Source organism: Candidatus Accumulibacter vicinus (assembly GCF_000584955.1).
In the GTDB taxonomy this organism is placed as follows: Bacteria; Pseudomonadota; Gammaproteobacteria; order Burkholderiales; family Rhodocyclaceae; genus Accumulibacter; species Accumulibacter vicinus.
The window spans coordinates 30,583-34,925 of the sequence record NZ_JDSS02000007.1 but is presented as its reverse complement, the minus strand read 5'-3'; the positions used below and the strand labels follow the sequence as shown (position 1 = coordinate 34,925).

Annotated in this window: 6 protein-coding genes; 5 read left to right on the top strand and 1 reads right to left on the bottom strand. The window is 63.4% G+C overall.

Translation table 11 applies throughout. The features are described from left to right. Nucleotides 1-297 precede the first annotated feature (297 nt). From hda to folK, 4 genes are all read left to right on the top strand, one after another. Nucleotides 298-954 (top strand): DnaA regulatory inactivator Hda, encoded by a 657-nt coding sequence (gene hda / locus CAPSK01_RS02165; protein WP_034921815.1) that lies wholly within the window; start codon nucleotides 298-300, stop codon nucleotides 952-954. Nucleotides 955-972: 18 nt separating this feature from the next. After that, entirely contained in the window at nucleotides 973-1,638 is a 666-nt protein-coding gene (locus CAPSK01_RS02160) for an HAD family hydrolase (RefSeq protein ID WP_034921812.1), read from the top strand. 85 nt (nucleotides 1,639-1,723) lie between these two features. After that, nucleotides 1,724-3,079, top strand: a complete 1,356-nt coding sequence (gene pcnB / locus CAPSK01_RS02155) for a polynucleotide adenylyltransferase PcnB (RefSeq protein ID WP_034921809.1) — start codon at nucleotides 1,724-1,726, stop codon at nucleotides 3,077-3,079. Continuing rightward, nucleotides 3,060-3,689 carry a 2-amino-4-hydroxy-6-hydroxymethyldihydropteridine diphosphokinase gene (gene folK, locus CAPSK01_RS02150; RefSeq protein ID WP_337958523.1) on the top strand — a complete coding sequence of 210 codons (630 nt, stop codon included), beginning with the start codon at nucleotides 3,060-3,062 and terminating at the stop codon, nucleotides 3,687-3,689. Before pcnB ends, folK begins: the two co-directional genes overlap by 20 nt. A gap of 13 nt (nucleotides 3,690-3,702) precedes the next feature. Here the strand turns inward: folK and CAPSK01_RS21435 are convergent, their stop codons facing one another. Further along, entirely contained in the window at nucleotides 3,703-3,966 is a 264-nt protein-coding gene (locus tag CAPSK01_RS21435; protein WP_273702912.1) for a hypothetical protein, read from the bottom strand. A gap of 161 nt (nucleotides 3,967-4,127) precedes the next feature. Here CAPSK01_RS21435 and CAPSK01_RS02145 point away from each other — a divergent pair. Continuing rightward, the coding region (locus CAPSK01_RS02145; RefSeq protein ID WP_034921806.1) for a 3-methyl-2-oxobutanoate hydroxymethyltransferase at nucleotides 4,128-4,343 on the top strand (216 nt) is incomplete at its 3' end.

The window sequence follows — 4,343 nt, the reverse complement described above, 5'->3', positions numbered from 1 at the left end:
ACCGGCTCGCGGTAGCACCTGGGAACTTCAAAGAGCGCACCAAAACCGCCGATGCCGCCGAGTACGCCTTCGCGCAGGGTTTTTCTGGCGAAGGGTTTGATCCGTTCGACGAGTTGATCGCCGGCGTCGATGTCGACACCGGCATCGCGATAGGAGAGAGATTCTTGGGTCATGAGTTGGGAAATCCCGAGCAAGGCTGGCAGGTACTTTGCAGTGGTAGAATGCGCCATTAATAAACGTCTGAAACTCCATCTTATCCGAAATGGCTCTTTCGCGTGCCGATCGCAACCCCGTCCGATGCGCCAGTTGATTCTTGAACTGCTGCCTGACGCGCCCCCCAGCTTCGACAATTTTGTTGCCGGCAGCAATGCCGAAGCGTTGACCGGCCTGGCTGCCTGGCTGGCACCGGCCAACCGCGAATCGGTGTTTCTCTTCTGGGGAGAAGCCGGCGCCGGCAAATCACATCTGCTGCAGGCCTGCCAGGCCGCATACAGCGACGCCCGCGTGGACCCGGATCTGTCTCGAATTTCCCCCGCCGGCGAGTTCTACGCCGTCGACCACGTCGAGGCGCTCGGCGAAGCTGGCCAGATCGTCCTCTTCAACCTGATCAATCGCCTGCGCGCCAGCGGCGGCCGCCTGCTTGCCGCCGCCGAGGTGCCGCCGTTGCGTCTGGCCCTGCGCGAAGACCTGCGTACCCGGCTCGGTAGCGGCCTGCTCTATCGCCTGCAGCCGTTGAGCGACGCCGAGAAACTGGCGGCGCTCGCCGAGCAGGCCAGAATGCGTGGTCTGGTGCTGCCGCCCGAGGCGTTCAGCTACCTGTTTGCGCGAGCGCCGCGCGACATGCGCAGCCTGGCGGCCTTGCTGGTGGCGATCGACCGTTATTCGCTCGAACAGAAGCGCCCAATCACCCTGCCATTGTTGCGTGAGGTCATGCAGACCTCGGTGACTGGCTGACCTGCCTGAAAGCAAAGAATGGATCTGGCCCTCTTCGACCTCGACAATACCCTGATCGCCGGTGACAGCGACTTTGAATGGGCGCAGTTCCTGATCGGCAAGGGGATTCTCGACCGTGCCTTGTATGAAGCCAAGAACATCGAATTCTACGAGCAGTACAAGGCCGGCACCCTCGACATCGACATTTTTCTCGATTTCCAGCTCCGGCCGCTGGCGGCCCATCCCCGCGCCTTGCTCGAATCCTGGCAGCGCGAGTTCCTTTCCCGAAAGATTCTGCCATTGGTCAGCGAGCAGGCGCGGCGGCTGGTTCGTGGGCATCTCGACAGCGGTGCCCTGTGCGCCATCGTCACTGCCACCAACAGCTTCGTCACCGGACCGATCGTCCGCGAGTTCGGAATCGCGCATCTGATTGCCACCATTCCGGCGCAGGAGAACGGCCAGTTCACCGGTCGGCCGCGCGGCCTGCCATCGTTTCGGGAAGGCAAGATCGTCCGCGTCGAGGCCTGGCTCGAAGCGCTCGGACTGTGGTGGAGCAGCTTCGAGCGAAGCTGGTTCTACAGCGACTCGCAAAACGATCTGCCCTTGCTGTCCAAGGTCAGCAACCCGGTGGTGGTCGACCCTGATTCGACGCTGCGCGCGCACGCCGAAGCTGCGGCCTGGCCAATCATGAGCCTCCTCGGGTGAGCAGATCAGGAAAACGTCGACCGCCGGCTGTGGCAATATCCGTTATCATGCGCTGCGCCATAGCAGCGAGCAGAAACCACCCGCAATGATCCGCAAGTTCATCTCCCGCGTCCTCGGACGCCATCATCCCGGCAAGCACAGCGAACCGGCAATCCTTGCCGCCGCCCAGCATGGCCTGCAGCGTGAGGACATCAGTCGTGGCTGCCGACGCACCATCGAAACCCTGCAGGAAAATGGCTACCAGGCGTACATCGTCGGCGGCGCCGTGCGCGACCTGCTGGCCGGCCTGACGCCGAAGGACTTCGATGTCGCCACCAATGCGACGCCGGAACAGGTCCGTCACTGCTTTCGCCGTTCGCGCATCATCGGCCGCCGTTTCCAGATCGTGCATGTCAGCATGGGCTCGGAAATCATCGAAGTGACCACTTTCCGCGGCCACCACGGGGAAGAGGGCAGCAACAAGGCGCTGACCGACGAACAGGGTCGGGTGCTGCGCGACAATGTCTTCGGTAGCCAGCTGGAAGACGCCGCGCGTCGCGATTTCACGGTCAACGCGCTGTATTACGACCCGACCTCCGAAACCATCGTCGATTACCACCACGGCGTTGCCGACCTGCGCCAGAAAACCCTGCGCATGATCGGCGACCCGAAAACCCGCTACCGCGAAGATCCGGTGCGCATGCTGCGCGCCGTCCGCCTGGCGGCAAAGCTGAGCCTGTCGATCGATCCCGAAGCGCGACGGCCGATCCGCGAGATGGGCAGCCTGATCGAGAACGTTCCGCCCTCACGCCTGTTCGACGAGATGCTCAAGCTGCTCACCTCGGGGCACGCCGTTCGCTGCGTCAGAGAGCTCCGCGAAGAGGGACTGCACCACGGGCTGCTGCCGCTGCTCGACGTGATTCTCGACCAGTCGCTCGGCGAACGATTCGTCATGCTGGCACTGGAAAGCACCGACCGCCGCGTTCGCGAAGGCAAACCGATCTCGCCCGGCTTTCTTTTTGCCACCCTGCTCTGGCACGAGGTGCTGGCCAAATGGGAACCGCTCAAGGCGCGCGGCGAACCGGCCATCCCGTCCCTCTTTCTGGCGATGGACGAAGTCCTCGATGTGCAGGCCGAAAAACTCGCGATCACCCGCCGGATTGCCGGCGACATCAAGGATATCTGGGCTTTGCAGCCCCGCTTCGAGCAGCGCTCCGGCAAACGCCCCTACGGCGTCCTGCAGCAGCCGCGCTTCAAGGCAGGCTACGATTTCCTGCTGCTGCGGGTCGAGTCGGGCGAAGTCGATCAGGCCGTCGGCGAATGGTGGACAGCTTTTCTCGATGCCAGCGATGAGGCACGCGCCGCCATGCTGCTGCCGGCAGCACCCGGCGAAGCCAGAAAGCGTCGCCGGCGGCGTCGCCCACCTGCCGGCAACGGGCAGGATGCCACGCTCCCGGAATAAAGCACTGCCCACCGGCGAAGTCTCCCTGGCCGACGCTACCGGAGTGGGAGAAGAGACCTTGACGGACAGCCCGTACTCTGATGCAGGATTGCCGGATGACGGCAGGTGGCCGCCAAAGGTGCCGGGCGTCTCGCACCTGGCCTTCGTCGCGCTCGGTGCCAATCTTGCCGATCCGCGGGCCCAGTTGCGTGCAGCCGCAGCGGCGCTGGCCGATCTGCCCGAATCGCGGCTGCTGCAGATCTCTTCGCTCTATCGCACGGCGCCGGTGGGTATCCGTGGCCAGCCCGATTTCATCAACGCCGTAGCGGCCATCAGGACCGTCCTGGACCCACAGCAGTTGCTCGACGCGCTGTTCGCCGTCGAGCGTCACTTCGGTCGCCGCCGCGAGTTCCACCATGCACCGCGCACCCTCGACCTCGACCTGCTGCTCTACGATCAACGGGTGGTCGATAGCCCACGACTCAGCGTACCGCACCCGCGCATGCACCTGCGCGCTTTCGTGCTTGCCCCCCTGCTGGAGATTGCGCCGCTCTGCCGTATTCCCGGCCGAGGTACCGCCGCCGCCTGGCTGCCGGCAGTCAGCAGACAGACCATCGAGAAGCTCGAATGACAAGCCATGACCGTTAGTCGTCACGGTAACGCCGATGCCAATAACGAGGGCCATAACCTGGCCTTCCTGGCATCACCACCGGCGGCGGGTAGCCATACACGCGTGGAGGTCCGACCACCACCGGCGGCGGGTGGCCATACACGCGGGGCGGTCCGACCACCACCACAGGGGGGTTAACATACGCGCGCGGCGGCCCGTAATACCCTGGTTGAGCGGGTGCAACGACGCAGCCAGCCGTGGCGACAGCGGCAAGAAGCGCGAGGACAATCGTTTTCATGAGAGGTCTCCGATGAACCATATCCCTTTAACGCTCCAGACACCGATTGGTTTGTCGTTTTTTTGTATCCGGGTAGCGCGGAAACTTGCCCATCGGCTGGTCGCTCTGTGTATCCTAGGCGCGCTTTATCCATCGTCAATTCAACCGAGGAGAGTAAGCCCATGTCCACCCACGTTGTGACCCGCCGTCTGACGCACGTCGACCTCGCCAGAATGCGTGTCAATAACGAAAAGATTGCCGTCCTGACTTGTTACGACGCGAGTTTTGCACAGTTGTGCGATAGCTGTGGTGTCGACGCACTGCTCATCGGCGACTCGCTCGGCATGGTATTGCAGGGTCACGACTCGACGCTGCCGGTAACGCTGGCCGACATCGCC

Excerpts from the sequence above, each read along its gene's own strand:
- hda (WP_034921815.1), top strand. The coding sequence starts at position 298 with ATGCGCCAGTTGATTCTTGAACTGCTGCCTGACGCGCCCCCCAGCTTC.
- CAPSK01_RS02160 (WP_034921812.1), top strand. The coding sequence starts at position 973 with ATGGATCTGGCCCTCTTCGACCTCGACAATACCCTGATCGCCGGTGAC.
- pcnB (WP_034921809.1), top strand. The coding sequence starts at position 1,724 with ATGATCCGCAAGTTCATCTCCCGCGTCCTCGGACGCCATCATCCCGGC.
- folK (WP_337958523.1), top strand. The coding sequence starts at position 3,060 with ATGCCACGCTCCCGGAATAAAGCACTGCCCACCGGCGAAGTCTCCCTG.
- CAPSK01_RS21435 (WP_273702912.1), bottom strand. The coding sequence starts at position 3,966 with ATGAAAACGATTGTCCTCGCGCTTCTTGCCGCTGTCGCCACGGCTGGC.